A 13,324-nucleotide genomic window follows, 5' to 3' on the forward strand; every position below is an offset into this window, starting at 1 on the left:
GGCAACGCCAGCCTGCTCGCCGGCCCCGGCGGCGCCGGCGGTACCGGCGGGATCGGCCTTGGTGTCGGCGGCGGCGGGGCCGGCGGAAACGGCGGCAACGCCGGTCTGCTGTTCGGGCCCGGTGGGGCGGGCGGGACCGGCGGGGTCGGCGAGGGAGGCCCCGGCGGGAACGGCGGGACGGGCGGCAGCGCCGGCCTGCTGTTCTCCAGCGGCGGAGTCGGCGGGACCGGCGGGGCCGGCTTTGGCTCCGTCACCGGCGGGACCGGCGGAAACGGCGGCGCCGCCGGCCTGCTGTTCTCCAATGGCGGGATCGGCGGGGCCGGCGGAGCCAGCCTCTTTGGCGTCGGCGGGACGGGCGGGAGCGGCGGTCAGGCCGGCGTGCTCGTGGGCGACGGCGGTGCCGGCGGAGCAGGCGGGACGGGGGCAACGATCGGTGGTGCCGGCGGGGTCGGCGGCAACGCTGTGCTGATCGGCACTGCCGGCAACGGCGGCAACGGCGGGATTGGTCCGACGCCGGCCAACAACGGCGCCGCCGGCCCGAACGGTGTGGCCGGGCCGCTGCAGCCGGTATTCGATGTGATCAACGCTCCGACCGAGTTGCTGCTGCAGCGCCCGCTGATCGGCAACGGTTCCAACGCAGCCCCGGGCAGCGGGCTGCCCGGTGGACCAGGCGGGTTCTTGCTCGGCGACGGCGGGGCCGGCGGGTCCGGTGTGTCCGGCGCGCTCAACGCGCCCGGCCACAATGGCGGTGCTGGCGGGGCCGCAGGCCTGTTCGGCGCCGGCGGGCCCGGTGGAGCCGGCGGGAACGCATCGGGCAACGGCGCCGTCGGCTTCGCCGGCGGGGCCGGCGGGGCCGGCGGGGCCGGCGGGTTGCTGTCTGGTAACGGCGGGACCGGCGGAAATGGCGGAGTCGCATCGGGCCTAAACCTCATGGTCGGCGGGGCCGGCGGGCCCGGCAATAGCAGCGGCGGGTCCGGCGGGGCCGGCGGAAACGGCGGGGCCGCGGGGCTGCTCAGCGCGCTGGTCGGCGCGGGCGGCGGGGACGGCGGGGCCGGCGGGAACGGCGGAGGAAGCAATGGCGGCGCTGGCGGCGCCGGCGGCAACGCCGGCCTGCTCGCCGGCTCCGGCGGCGGCGGCGGGACCGGCGGATTCAGCGGCGGCAACAACAGCGTCGGCGGGGTCGGCGGGAATGGCGGCAACGCCGGCCTGCTGTTCGGCGACGGCGGGATCGGCGGGACCGGTGGGACCGGCTTTAACGCCCTCGGCGGTGCCGGTGGGACCGGCGGCAACGCCAGCCTGCTGTTCTTCAGCGGCGGGGACGGCGGGGCCGGCGGATTCGCCACCAATGGCGGTGGGGCCGGCGGGGCCGGCGGCAACGCCCTCCTGTTCGGCGGCGGCGGGATTGGCGGGATCGGCGGAGCTACCGAAACCGGGCCCGGCGGGGACGGCGGGGCCGGCGGCAAGGCCGGTCTGCTGAGCGGCGACGGCGGCGCCGGCGGCGCCGGCGGATCCAGCGGTTTCGGCGCAGGCGGGCCGGGCGGGGCCGGCGGCCAAGCCGGCGACCTGGCCGGCGACGGCGGCAACGGCGGCAACGGCGGGACCGGCATTACAACCGGCGCCGGTGGCGCCGGCGGCGCGGCGGGGCTGATAGGCGTAAACGGGCTGAACGGTTTGCCGTAGCCAGCCAGGGTATTGGTTCACGCAGTGCTCGAGCGACACCGAGGTGGCGGGCTTTAATGGGCCGAACTGCACCGGCCGATCAGGGTCTCAGTGACGCTTGTTTCATGGGATCAGCGTCCATCAGGTCGCGTCGGCGTCGAACGGCGCCGGGCCGCCGGTCTGGCTCTCCGGCTGTGCGGGCCGTACAGGCTCAGCTGGTTTGGCGGGCGTTCCATTGACCGGCCTGTCGAAGTTCCCCGTGAGGAACGAGTCGTCGCCGTCCAGCAGATGCTTGGTCAGCGCGGCGCGCGGGCTCATGCCACGCAGTTTCTGCAGCTCGCTGAGCGGCTCGCGCAGTTCGTCGAACTCGGGTCCGAGGTCCTGGCGCAGCTGGGTCGTCATGCCGCTGAGGTAGTCACGTGCCTGCCGGAGCGCGTTCGACGTCCACCGGATCGCGCCCGGGAGCCGCTCGGGCCCAAGGATCACCAGCCCGACCACGACGAGGACCAGGATGTGCTCCCAGCTCAGATTCGCGAACACTTAGCCGTTATCCGCGTCGGGTTTCACCGTCAGCGTGACGTGCCGGCCATCGCGGACCACCTCCACCGGGGAGTCCTGCCCGATGGTCAGCTGCCGCACGGCGACGACGAATTCGTCGGCGTCGGCGACCTTGCGGTTGCCGACCTTGACGATCACGTCGTTCTCCAGGATCCCGCCCTTCTGGGCCGGGCTGCCCGCTTTGACGTTGGCGACCTGGGCGCCGGAGGCGATCGCGTTGCTCACCGACCGGCTGCTGACGCCCAGCGTCGGGTGCACGATCTTCCCGTCCTTGATCAGCGTCTGGGCCACCTGCTTGGCCTCGTTGATCGGGATCGCGAAGCCGAGCCCACTTGCGCTGTCGGACAACGACTTACCGGCGGTGTCGATGCCGATCACCTGGGAGTCCATGTCGATCAGGGGGCCACCGGAGTTGCCGTGGTTGATCGACGCGTCGGTCTGGAGGGCGTCGATGACGGTGTCGGTGTCCGAGCCCTCCCCCGACAGCGGGACGGGGCGGTGCAGCGCGCTGATGATGCCATGGGTCACCGTGCTGCGCAGCCCTAACGGCGCACCCGCCGCGAGGACCTCGTCGCCGACACGGACCTTGTCGGAGTCACCGAGCCGGGCCACGGACAGGTTGTCGACGTTGTCGACCTTGAGCACGGCCAGGTCGGTCTTGGGGTCGCGGCCCACCAGGTTGGCCGGCACCTCCTTGCCGTCGTTGAAGACCACGGTCGTCTTGAACTGGCTGGGATTGTTGGCCGCCTCGGAGATGACGTGGTTGTTGGTGACGATGTAGCCGCGGCCGTCGATGACGACCCCGGAGCCCTGCATGCCCTCCTGGTCGCTCTTCGACTCGATCGTGACCACGGCGTTGGCGGTCGCCGTCGCCACCTTGGCGAACCGGCCCGCCGGCTGCTCACCGTTGCCGGGCGTCGACAGCGTGACCTTAGAGGTGGTGAACGCCTCGACGACCTCGGCCGTCTTGCGCCCGATCACGCCGCCGATCAGGCCGATCACCAGCGCGATCAGCAGTAGGACCGACAGCGCCAGGTAGGACACCTTGCGCCCGAACAGCACGTCGCGGACCCCGAGCTTGCCGCCGTAGCCCGGCACGGCCTGCGGTCCGGCCGGCGCGACGGCCGGCGCGCCCAGGGCCGCCGCGGCGGCGGGGTCGCGCCAGGGGTCTTCCGCCCCCTCGGGCTCGGCGCCGTCCTGCTCGGCGGCCAGCGCGCAGGCATCGATCGGGTGGCGCTGCAGCGTGTCCACGGTCCCGACGGGCCGGCTGAACGCCTCCTCGAGGACGGGATCGCCCGGTTGGTCGTGGGGCGTGAACTCGGCCTGTTCGCGGTACTTCGGCGGGCGCACCCGCTCGGCCACGAAGGAGCCCCGGAGCCCGGTGGGACGGCCGAACGCCTGACGCGATGCGGGGTCGACCGGTGGCCGGGAGACGGGGCGCGGCGCCAGGCGATCCGCGCCGTTGCCGCTGTCGTTGCCCCTGTTGTTGCCGTCGGAGGTCACGTTACCTTTGGATCCTCTTCTTGAGCGCTCGAGACAGGCCGCTTACCGGGCGCTTTGCGCCGCGCCCGCATTGCCGTGTCCACCCTAGTATCCACGGTGCGGGATTGGTCGGCACGAACGCGCGGCGGCGATGCCGGCAAGCTACCGGCGCTTACGCTGATCGCGCGCGTCGCGGTCGCGAGAACGGTCCGGGGCCTCCGGAGCGGTCTCGTCGTCGGACGACGGGTAATGCGGAATCTCGGACAGCAGCCCCAGCAGGTTGCTGGGGATGCGGATCGGGTGGGAATCACGCAACGCCGCACGCGCCCGGCTCTGGTCCTCGACCTCGGCCGCGCATTCCGGGCACAGCGAGAGGTGGTGGGCCGCGCGCAGGTGTGCGTTCATCCGCAGCTCACCGTCGACGAACGCGGCGATCGCCTCGATGGACAGGTGCTCGGTGGAACGGAACCGGCGCGGCGCGCCGACGGGCGCGTCGCTCTGGGAGGCGAACTGCGCGGGCAACCAGGAGAACGCGCGGCGAAACACCTCTCCTCGGTCCGCCATCACCAATTCCTTTCTTACCGCCCATCCACGAATGTAGCGCGAGGTCGCGCCCATACCGCGCCTACAGCGCGGAAAGCCGTTGGGTTCTTGCGTCCAACGGTGTTATTCGGCTGTGGATAAGCCGTTCGGCGGCCGTGCCGCTACGCCGGCTCGGCGTGCAGCCCGTGCTCGGGATGCGCGGCCAGATAGTCGCGCAGCGCCTGACGCCCGCGGTGGATGCGGCTGCGCACGGTGCCCAGCTTGACACCGAGGGTGGCGCCGATCTCCTCGTAGGACAGGCCCTCGATGTCACACAGCACGACCGCGGCGCGAAACTCCGGCGGCAGCGAATCCAACGCGGCCTGCAGGTCGGGCCCCAGCCGCGCATCGTGATAGATCTGCTCGGGGTTGGGCTCGTCGGCGGGCACCCGGTCGTAATCCTCGGGCAGCGCCTCCATGCGGATGCGGGCGCGCCGACGCACCATGTCGAGAAAGAGGTTGGTGGTGATGCGGTGCAGCCAGCCCTCGAAGGTCCCGGGCTGGTAGTTCTGGACCGACCGGAACACCCGGATGAAGGTTTCCTGGGTCAGATCCTCGGCGTCCTGCTGGTTGCCGGAGAGTCGGTAGGCCAACCGGTACACCCGATCGGCGTGCTGGCGCACCAACTCGTCCCACGACGGCATCGTCGCCTTGTCCCCGGTCGCGTCGAACACCGCGGTGCCCTGCAACGCGTCCGTCTTCTCCACCCATTCGTCGTCCCGGCAGTCCTGGGCGTGAGACATGGTAGTCGGGCTCAAAAGCGACGTGATGATTGAATCCTCCGGGTTTTCCCTGCTGCCGAAGCCTGACAGCTCGTCGACCGCGTCAACGCGAAGCTGCCAGTGTGTATTCCCAATCCGGTGATTTGTATTCCCGGTCCCCCGCCCACCGCGTTCCATACGCATACCGTCGCCCATCGGCGTATGCGCGACATAGGAGCAATCTGAGGTTTGGCTGAGAAACCAGATCGTTACCTGCGTTGAACTGGGCCAATGCCCGGGGGAGTGAGTTGCGTCGCTCCGCGGGATCCGGGCGTGTCGGCCCGGTTCTATTCAGGCGCGCCTGCCCGGCCTGGCGGCAAATTGGAATACGCTGCGGGTCATGGACGGCACCGACGCAGCAGCCCCCGGCCAGACGGCTCCCAGTCGAGCCGAGTCACTCTGCGCGCACGCCGAGGGGTCGATCTCTGAGGACGCGCTGCTGGCCGCGGCCCGCGAACGCGCCGTGGAGATCGGCGCCGGCGCCGTGACACCGGCGGTCGGTGCGCTGTTGAGCCTGCTGGCCAAGCTCAGCGGCGGCAAGGCCGTCGCCGAGGTGGGTACCGGCGCGGGGGTCAGCGGGCTCTGGCTGTTGTCGGGCATGGGCGACGACGGCGTGTTGACCACGATCGACAACGAGCCCGAGTACCTGCGGCTCGCCAAGCAGTCCTTCTCCGACGCCGGCATCGGACCCTCGCGCACCCGGCTGATCAGCGGGCGCGCCCAAGAGGTGCTCACCCGGCTCGCCGACGAGTCCTACGACCTGGTGTTCATCGACGCCGACCCGATCGACCAGCCCGACTACGTCGTCGAGGGCGTGCGGCTGCTGCGATCCGGGGGCGTCATCGTGGTGCACCGCGCGGCGCTGGGGGGCCGGGCGGGTGATCCCGCCGCGGGCGATGCGGAGGTGACCGCGGTGCGCGAGGCGGCCCGGCTCATCGCCGAGGACGAGCGGCTCAGCCCGGCGCTGGTGCCGCTGGGCGACGGGCTGCTGGCCGCAGTCCGGGACTAGTTCGGGCGCAAGCGCGGCGTAGCCCGGCGCTGGGGTCGCCACCATCGACCTATTTCGTGAGTCGTTAACGCGTTGCCACTAGTGGGCGTTGACGATCGCCCCGCCGGGACGCTTCCACCGCGCCGAGCGTGGACTGGTTGCGAGTTTCTGGCCAAAATTTCGCGGTGAGCGCACGTTCGGTGATGTTGCCCGGGTCGCTCCCAAATCTGATTAAGAATCATGACTTACGAGACCAGGCGTTATGCCGGGTTAGGAATCCGGATTGTCCGTTGCCCGCGTCAAACCCACCCGAAACTCTGGGCGCGCCCCCTTGACGGTCGGCTGAACGCACGTTTAGCGTACTGAACATGCGTTCAGCCGACCTGACCGCCGCAGCCCGGATCCGCGAGGCGGCGATCGAGCAGTTCGGCGAGCGCGGCTTCGACGTGGGGCTGCGCGCGATCGCCGAGGCGGCGGGGGTGAGCGCCGCGCTGGTCATCCACCATTTCGGCTCCAAGGAAGGCCTGCGCAAGGCTTGCGACGACTACGTCGCCGAACAGATCCGCGAGACCAAGGCGGAGGCGCTGCAATCCAATGACCCGGCCGTTTGGTTCGCGCAACTGGCCGAGATCGAGGAATTCGCCCCGATGACCGCCTACCTGTTGCGCAGCATGCAGACCGGCGGCGACCTGGCGAAAATGTTGTGGCAGAGGATGATCGAGAACGCCCAGGAATACCTCGAAGCCGGCGTGCGGGCCGGGACGATCAAACCCAGCCGCGATCCGCAAGCCAGGGCCAAGTATCTGGGCATCACCGGGGGCGGCGGGCTCCTGCTCTATCTGCAAATGCACGACAACCCAAACGATCTGCGCGCGGTGCTCCGCGACTATTCGCGTGACATGATCCTGCCCGCCCTCGAGATCTACACCGAAGGCCTGATGGTGGACCGCACCATGTACGACGCATTCCTGGCCGCCGACGATCAAGGAGGATCCCATGCCAGCTGACCACGTCGCGCCCATCGAAATCCGCGACCTGACGAAGAATTTCGGTGCGGTGCGGGCGCTGGACGGCCTCGATTTGACGGTGCGCGAAGGAGAGGTGCACGGGTTTCTCGGGCCCAACGGTGCAGGCAAGTCGACGACCATCCGCGTCCTGCTGGGACTGGTGAAAGCCGACGGGGGAACCGCCCGGTTGCTGGGTGGCGACCCGTGGACCGACGCGGTCGCGCTGCACCGCCACATCGCCTACGTGCCGGGCGATGTGACCCTGTGGCCCTCACTGACCGGCGGCGAGACCATCGACCTGCTGGCCCGCATGCGCGGCGGCATCGACGAACGCCGGCGCGCCGAGCTGATCGAGCGGTTCGACCTCGACCCGCACAAGAAGGCGCGCACCTACTCGAAGGGCAACCGGCAGAAGGTCTCCCTGATCTCCGCCTTCTCGTCACACGCCAGGCTGCTGCTCTTGGACGAGCCCAGCAGCGGGCTGGACCCGTTGATGGAGAACGTGTTTCAGCAGTGCGTCGGCGAGGCGCGCGACCGCGGTACGACGGTGTTGCTGTCCAGCCACATCCTGGCCGAAACCGAAGCGCTGTGCGAACGGGTGACCATCATCCGCGCCGGCAGGAGCGTCGAGAGTGGCTCGCTGGAGTCCATGCGCCACCTCAGCCGCACCTCGATCAAGGCCGAACTGATCGGCGACCCCGGCGACATCGCGGGCATCAGGGGCGTCGAGGACGTCAGCATCGAGGGCACCACGCTGCGCGCCCAGGTCGACAGCGAAAGCCTGGGCGAACTCATCCGGGCGCTCGGCGCCGCCGGCGTGCGCAGCCTCGTCAGCCAGCCCCCGACGCTCGAGGAACTGTTCCTGCGCCACTACGACGGCACAGACGCCGCCAGCGACGCGAAGGTGTCGGCATGAGCACCGCGACGCTGGATCGGGCCCGCCCCGAGCAACCGGCGCCGCGGGCGGGTTCCCACATCTCCGGCACGCCGGGCATGCTGCGGCTCTACGTGCGCCGGGACCGGGTCTCGTTGCCGCTGTGGGTGCTGCTGCTGTCGGTGCCGCTGGCCACGGTGTACATCGGCAGCATCGAGAAGGTCTACCCGACCCAAGCGGCCCGCGCCGGGTTCGCGGCGTCGATCACGGCCAGCCCGGCCCAGCGCGCGCTCTACGGCCAGGTCTACAACGACAGCCTTGGCGCCGTTGGCATTTGGAAGGCCGGGATGTTCCACCTGCTGATTGCGGTGGCCGTCATCCTCACCGTGATCCGGCACACCCGCGCCGACGAGGAGACCGGCCGGACCGAGCTGGTGGACTCGACCGCGATCGGCCGCTACGCCAGCCTGACCGCGGCGCTGCTGTTGTCCTTCGGGGCCTCGATCGCCACCGGCGCGATCGGGGCGGCGGGATTGCTGACGACCGACGTCCCGGCCGGCGGGTCGCTGGCGTTCGGGGCGGCGCTGGCCTGCTCCGGCCTGGTCTTCACCGCGGTCGCCGCGGTGACCGCGCAGCTGTCGCCGAGCGCCCGGTTCGCCCGCGGCGCCGCGTTCGCCGTGCTGGGGGCCGCGTTCACGCTGCGCGCCATCGGCGACGCGGGTGGCGGCGCGCTGTCGTGGCTCTCGCCGCTGGGGTGGTCGCTGCAGGTCCGGCCGTACGCGGGCGACCGCTGGTGGGTTCTCCTGCTGCACCTGGTGACGACGGCCGTGCTCACCCTGGTGGCCTATCGACTGCTCGCCGGCCGCGACGTGGGCGCCGGCCTCATCGCCGAACGCGCCGGTCCCGGCGCCGCCGGAAGCCGGCTGAGCGGCGTCGACGGCCTGACGTGGCGGCTCGACCGCGGCGCGCTGCTGCTGTGGACGGTGGGCCTGTGCCTGTATGGCCTGCTGATGGGCAGCGTCGTGCACGGCATCGGCGACGAGCTGGGCGGCAGCACCGTCGTGCGCGACATCGTCGCGCGGATGGGCGGCACCAGCGCCCTGGAGGAGGCCTTCATCGCGGTGGCCTACGCCATGATGGGCATGGTGGCCGCCGCGTTCGCGATCTCGCTCACCCTGCGCTTGCATCAGGAGGAATCCGGCCAGCGCGCCGACACGACGCTGGCCGGCGCCGTCTCCCGAACTCACTGGCTGGCAAGCCATTTGGCCGCCGCACTGATCGGATCCGCGGTCGCGATGCTGGTCAGCGGCGTGGCCGGCGGGCTGGTCTACGGCGTCGCGGCCGGCGACGTCGGCGGCAAGCTGGCCGTCGTGGTCGGCACCGCGGCCGCCCAGCTGCCCGCCGTCTGGCTGCTCGCCGCCGTCACTGTCGCGTTGTTCGGTGCGGCACCGCGGTTCACGCCGTTGGCGTGGGGCGTGCTGGTCGGGTTCGTCGCCGTCTACCTGATCGGCGAGTTGGCCCGGTTCCCGCAGTGGCTGCTCGACCTGGAACCGTTCGCGCACACCCCGCGGGTCGGCGCCGACTTCACCGCCGTGCCGCTGCTGTGGCTACTGGCCATCGACGCGGCGCTGATTATCTTGGGCGCCATGGCTTTCCGACGTCGCGATCTGTGTTGTTAGGAGCACCATGAAACTCGCTGCCCGGCTGACGTTGTCCTCGATCCTCGGGCTGGCCTTCTACGGCCTGATCCTGTTCGGACCGGCCGGCACGTTCGACTATTGGCAGGCCTGGGTTTTCATCGCCGTGTTCACGGCGTCGACGATCGTCCCCACGATCTATCTGGCCCGGAACAACCCGGCGGCGCTGCAGCGCCGCATGCGGGCCGGGCCGAGGGCCGAAACCCGAACGGCCCAGAAAATCATCATCACCGGCTCGTTCCTGGACCTCTTCGCGATGATGGCGTTCAGCGCCCTCGATCATCGGATGGGCTGGTCGACGGTGCCCGTGTGGCTGTGCGTGCTCGGTGACGTCCTGGTCGCGACCGGGCTGACGATCGCCATGCTGGTGATCATCGAGAATTCCTACGCCGCCGCCACCGTCACGGTGGAGGCCGGCCAGCGGGTGGCCTCCGGCGGCCTCTACAAGTTCGTCAGGCACCCGATGTATGTCGGCGACGTGATCATGATGGTGGGCATACCTTTGGCGCTCGGCTCCTACTGGGGACTGCTCTTCGTGATCCCGGGCGTCGCGGTGCTCGTCTTCCGCATCCGCGACGAGGAGAAGCTGCTCACCCAGCAGTTGCCGGGATACCGGGAGTACGCGCAGCGCGTGCGCTATCGCCTGGTGCCCGCCGTGTGGTAGCGGCCCGGCTGAACTGCTTAAGGTAGCGGCGTGGCGCGAAATTCGGCACCCGCGCTGGACCGGCCCTGGCGACGCCCCGGCGGCCTGCGGTACGCGCTGGTCAGGCTCCGCGGCATCGCCAAACCCCCGATCACGATCACCCCTGCCCCACCGGACGTCTTCGTCGAGCATGATGTCGCCGTCCCGACGCGCGACGGGACGGTGTTGCGGATCAACGTCTACCGGAAGTCCGACGACGTTCCGCGGCCGGTCATCCTGAGCATCCACCCCTACGGCAAGGACAACCTGCCGAGGCGACGGCGCGGGAGGTGGACGTTCTCGGTGCAATACCGGGTCTTGCGTCAGCCGCGACCGGTGACCTTCTCGGCGCTGACCGGTTGGGAGGCGCCGGACCCGGCGTGGTGGACCGCGCGGGGCTTCACCGTGGTGAATGCCGACTCGCGGGGGTGCGGCCACTCCGACGGCACCGGAAACCTGCTGTCGCGGCGGGAGGCCGAGGACACCTACGACCTGGTGCAGTGGATCGCCGGCCGGCCGTGGAGCGACGGCCGCATCGTCATGCTCGGGGTCTCCTACCTGGCCATCACCCAGTACGCGGTCGCCGCCCTGAAGCCGCCGGCGCTGCGGGCGATCTGCCCTTGGGAGGGCTTCACCGACGCGTATCGCGACCTGACCTTTCCCGGCGGCGTTCGCGAGACCGGATTTACCCGGCTGTGGTCGCACAACCTGCGTCGCGACACCCGGCAGGCCTACGACCTCGCGCGGATGCAGGAGGGCCACCCGCTGCGTGACGACTTCTGGCGCTCGGTGGTGCCCGACCTGTCGGCGATCGAGGTCCCCATGCTCGTCTGCGGCAGCTTCTCGGACAACAACCTGCACAGCCGCGGGTCGATGCGCGCTTTCACGCGCGCCGGTTCCGCCCACGCCCGCCTCTACACCCATCGGGGCGGCAAATGGGCGACCTTCTACTCCGAGGCCGCGCTGGCCGAGCAGCTGACGTTCTTCCGGGGCGTGCTCGACGGAGCGGCGCCTTCCCGTAGCGTCCGCCTCGAGGTGCGCGAGGACCGCGATACCGTCGCCGCGGTGCGCGAGGAGGCCGAGTGGCCGCTGGCCCGCACCCGCTGGCGGCCTTTATATCTGGATGGGCCCGGGCTGCTGGCGCCCGAGCGGCCGGCTAGCGCCGGCAGCATCGCGTTCGAAACACGTTCCACCGCAGCGGCCTTCAGCTGGACGGTGCCCGCCGACCTCGAGCTGACCGGCCCGATGGCCGCCCGGCTGTGGGTGGCGCTGGATGGCTGCGACGACGCCAACCTGTTCGTGGGCGTGGAGAAGTGGCGTGCGGGCCGGTTCGTCGCCTTCGAGGGGTCCTACGGCTACGGCCGCGACCGGGTGACCACCGGGTGGCAGCGGGTCTCGCTGCGGGCGCTAGACCCCGAGCTGTCGCGGCCGTGGGAGCCCGTGCCGTTGTGCGCCGAGCCGCAACCGGTTTCCGCGGGCGAGGTGGTCGCGGTCGACGTCGCGCTGGGCCCGTCGGCCACGCTGTTCCGGGCCGGCGAGCAGCTACGGCTCGTGGTCGCCGGGCGGTGGCTGTGCCCGACCAATCCGCTGATCGGTCAGATGCCCGCCGCCTATGAGAGCTCGCCCCACGGCCGCGTCGCCCTGCACTGGGGCCCGCGCTATGACGCGCACCTGCTGATCCCCGAGGTCCCCTAATTAGCCGAGCCGGCTAAATCCAGACGCCCTTGCCGACCGCGACCACGCCGCCGGCGCTGATCGCGAAGCGCTCGCGGTCCTTTTCCAGATCGACCCCGACCATCTCGCCGGGCCCGACGACGACGTTCTTGTCGAGGATCGCGTGGCGCACCACCGCGCCGCGGCCGACCCGGGCGCCCGGCATGATCACGCTGCCCTCCACGATAGCGCCGTCGTCGACCACGACGTTGGACGACAGCACCGAGTTGCGCACCGATGCCGCCGAGATGATGCTGCCGGCGCCCACCACCGACTCCTGCGCCGAGCCGCCGTTGACGAACTTGGCCGGCGCCAGGTTCTCCGACTCGCCCCGAATCGGCCAGCGCTTGTTGTACAGGTTGAACACCGGATGCACCGAGACCAGGTCCATGTGCGCGTCGTAGAACGCGTCCAGCGTTCCCACGTCGCGCCAGTAGCCGCGGTCGCGGTCGGTGGCGCCGGGCACCTCGTTGTCGGAGAAGTCGTAAACCGCGGCCATCCCGTCCTCGACCAACCGCGGGATGATGTCGCCGCCCATGTCGTGATCGGAGTGGTCGTCGTCGGCGTCGGCCCGGATCGCGTCGATGAGCACCTTGGTGGTGAAGATGTAGTTGCCCATTGAAACGAACGTCGACGAGGGGTCATCGGGAGTTCCGGGCGGCTCGAACGGCTTCTCCACGAAGGCGCGGATGCGGCGGGAGTCGTCGGCGTCGATGCAGCCGAACGCCGAGGCATCGCTGCGCGGAACCCTGATGCCGGCCACGGTCGCGCCGGCCCCGCTGTCGATGTGGTGACGGACCATCTGTTCGGGGTCCATCCGGTACACGTGGTCGGCGCCGAAAACGACTATGTAGTCGGGATCTTCGTCGTAGATCAGGTTGAGCGACTGATAGATCGCGTCGGCGGAGCCCGTGTACCAGCGCGGTCCGAGGCGCTGTTGCGCGGGCACCGGCGTGATGTATTCGCCGGCCAGGCCGGACAAGCGCCAGTTCTGCGAAATGTGACGGTCGAGTGAATGCGACTTGTACTGGGTGAGAACGCAGATCCTCAGATAGCGGGCATTGACCAGGTTGGAAAGCACGAAGTCGATCAGCCGGTAGGCGCCACCGAAGGGAACCGCGGGTTTGGCCCGGTCCGCGGTCAGCGGGTATAACCGCTTGCCCTCACCGCCGGCCAGGACAATGCCCAGCACGTGTGGCGCTTCCCTCATGGCTCCCAAACTATCGGCCGCCGCCAACCGCTGCCAGGGGGAATCCCGGTGGCCGCCGTTCTGACGGACTGCCTGTCAGGGTATTTGGCTCAATTCTCGCCAGGTTTCACA

12 protein-coding genes are annotated in these 13,324 nt (G+C 70.3%); 7 read left to right on the top strand and 5 right to left on the bottom strand.

The features are described from left to right. Positions 1 to 1,680: PE family protein (locus VMD50_RS19830; RefSeq protein ID WP_325429889.1), on the top strand; the 1,680-nt coding region annotated here is incomplete at its 5' end. Positions 1,681 to 1,800: 120 nt separating this feature from the next. Here VMD50_RS19830 and tatB read toward each other — a convergent pair. From tatB to sigE, 4 genes are all read right to left on the bottom strand, one after another. After that, positions 1,801 to 2,199, bottom strand: a complete 399-nt coding sequence (gene tatB, locus VMD50_RS19835; protein ID WP_325429891.1) for a Sec-independent protein translocase protein TatB — start codon at positions 2,197 to 2,199, stop codon at positions 1,801 to 1,803. Next, a complete protein-coding gene (gene htrA, locus VMD50_RS19840; protein ID WP_325429893.1) occupies positions 2,200 to 3,720 on the bottom strand; it encodes a serine protease HtrA in 1,521 nt (506 codons plus the stop codon). Positions 3,721 to 3,861: 141 nt separating this feature from the next. Continuing rightward, positions 3,862 to 4,263, bottom strand: a complete 402-nt coding sequence (rseA, locus tag VMD50_RS19845) for an anti-sigma E factor RseA (RefSeq protein ID WP_325429895.1) — start codon at positions 4,261 to 4,263, stop codon at positions 3,862 to 3,864. 140 nt (positions 4,264 to 4,403) lie between these two features. After that, on the bottom strand, positions 4,404 to 5,180 hold the full coding sequence (gene sigE, locus VMD50_RS19850) for an RNA polymerase sigma factor SigE (protein ID WP_325429897.1): 777 nt from the start codon (positions 5,178 to 5,180) through the stop codon (positions 4,404 to 4,406). Between the two features lie 202 nt (positions 5,181 to 5,382). Here sigE and VMD50_RS19855 point away from each other — a divergent pair, with 202 nt between their 5' ends. The 6 genes from VMD50_RS19855 to VMD50_RS19880 all read left to right on the top strand — a co-directional run bounded on the left by VMD50_RS19855 (position 5,383) and on the right by VMD50_RS19880 (position 11,985). Next, positions 5,383 to 6,051: an O-methyltransferase gene (locus VMD50_RS19855; protein ID WP_325429899.1), complete on the top strand. Its 669-nt coding sequence runs from the start codon at positions 5,383 to 5,385 to the stop codon at positions 6,049 to 6,051. Between the two features lie 347 nt (positions 6,052 to 6,398). Then, positions 6,399 to 7,037 carry a TetR/AcrR family transcriptional regulator gene (locus VMD50_RS19860; protein WP_325429901.1) on the top strand — a complete coding sequence of 213 codons (639 nt, stop codon included), beginning with the start codon at positions 6,399 to 6,401 and terminating at the stop codon, positions 7,035 to 7,037. Beyond that, positions 7,027 to 7,953 carry an ABC transporter ATP-binding protein gene (locus VMD50_RS19865; protein ID WP_325429903.1) on the top strand — a complete coding sequence of 309 codons (927 nt, stop codon included), beginning with the start codon at positions 7,027 to 7,029 and terminating at the stop codon, positions 7,951 to 7,953. The genes VMD50_RS19860 and VMD50_RS19865 overlap by 11 nt, the downstream gene beginning before the upstream one ends. Continuing rightward, positions 7,950 to 9,590, top strand: a complete 1,641-nt coding sequence (locus VMD50_RS19870; RefSeq protein ID WP_325429905.1) for an ABC transporter permease — start codon at positions 7,950 to 7,952, stop codon at positions 9,588 to 9,590. The genes VMD50_RS19865 and VMD50_RS19870 overlap by 4 nt, the downstream gene beginning before the upstream one ends. Positions 9,591 to 9,597: 7 nt before the next feature. Further along, positions 9,598 to 10,272 carry a methyltransferase family protein gene (locus tag VMD50_RS19875; protein ID WP_325429907.1) on the top strand — a complete coding sequence of 225 codons (675 nt, stop codon included), beginning with the start codon at positions 9,598 to 9,600 and terminating at the stop codon, positions 10,270 to 10,272. A 30-nt stretch (positions 10,273 to 10,302) separates the two neighbouring features. Further along, positions 10,303 to 11,985 (top strand): CocE/NonD family hydrolase, encoded by a 1,683-nt coding sequence (locus tag VMD50_RS19880; protein WP_325429909.1) that lies wholly within the window; start codon positions 10,303 to 10,305, stop codon positions 11,983 to 11,985. Positions 11,986 to 11,998: 13 nt separating this feature from the next. Here the strand turns inward: VMD50_RS19880 and glgC are convergent, their stop codons facing one another. Further along, entirely contained in the window at positions 11,999 to 13,213 is a 1,215-nt protein-coding gene (gene glgC, locus VMD50_RS19885) for a glucose-1-phosphate adenylyltransferase (protein WP_325429911.1), read from the bottom strand. Between the last annotated feature and the right edge of the window lie 111 nt (positions 13,214 to 13,324).

Source organism: Mycobacterium sp. (genome assembly GCF_035506235.1).
Classification (GTDB): domain Bacteria; phylum Actinomycetota; class Actinomycetes; order Mycobacteriales; family Mycobacteriaceae; genus Mycobacterium.